The sequence below is a fragment of the Faecalibacterium sp. DFI.5.82 genome (assembly GCF_029076575.1).
In the GTDB taxonomy this organism is placed as follows: Bacteria; Bacillota; Clostridia; order Oscillospirales; family Ruminococcaceae; genus Faecalibacterium; species Faecalibacterium duncaniae.
On the sequence record NZ_JARFIS010000501.1, the window covers coordinates 1 to 311 of the forward strand.

Annotated in this window: 1 rRNA gene; it reads left to right on the forward strand. The window is 51.4% G+C overall.

The window, feature by feature from the left end:
* Window positions 1-311, forward strand: a 23S ribosomal RNA gene (locus P0G09_RS17605); the annotation flags it as partial.

Consider the following 311-nt stretch of genomic DNA (forward strand, 5'->3'; position numbering starts at 1 on the left):
GTAAGCGGCTGTGGAGTGTATAGAAGTGAGAATGCCGGAATGAGTAGCGCGAATGCAGTGAGAATCTGCATGGCCGAAAGCCTCAGGTTTCTGGAGGAAGGTTCTTCCGCTCCAGGTTAGTCGGGAGCTAAGGTGAGGCCGGAAGGCGTAGCCGATGCACAGACGGTAGAGATTCCGTCACCACCAAAAGAGTTAAGCACCTGGACACATATGAAGTCTCAGAGCCGGGTGTTGGTTCCGGTAGAGATAGAGGGAAATTAGTACCGAAGTCTGAGATGGAAGATGGCGAGATAAGCTGTGTGTATTTCTGA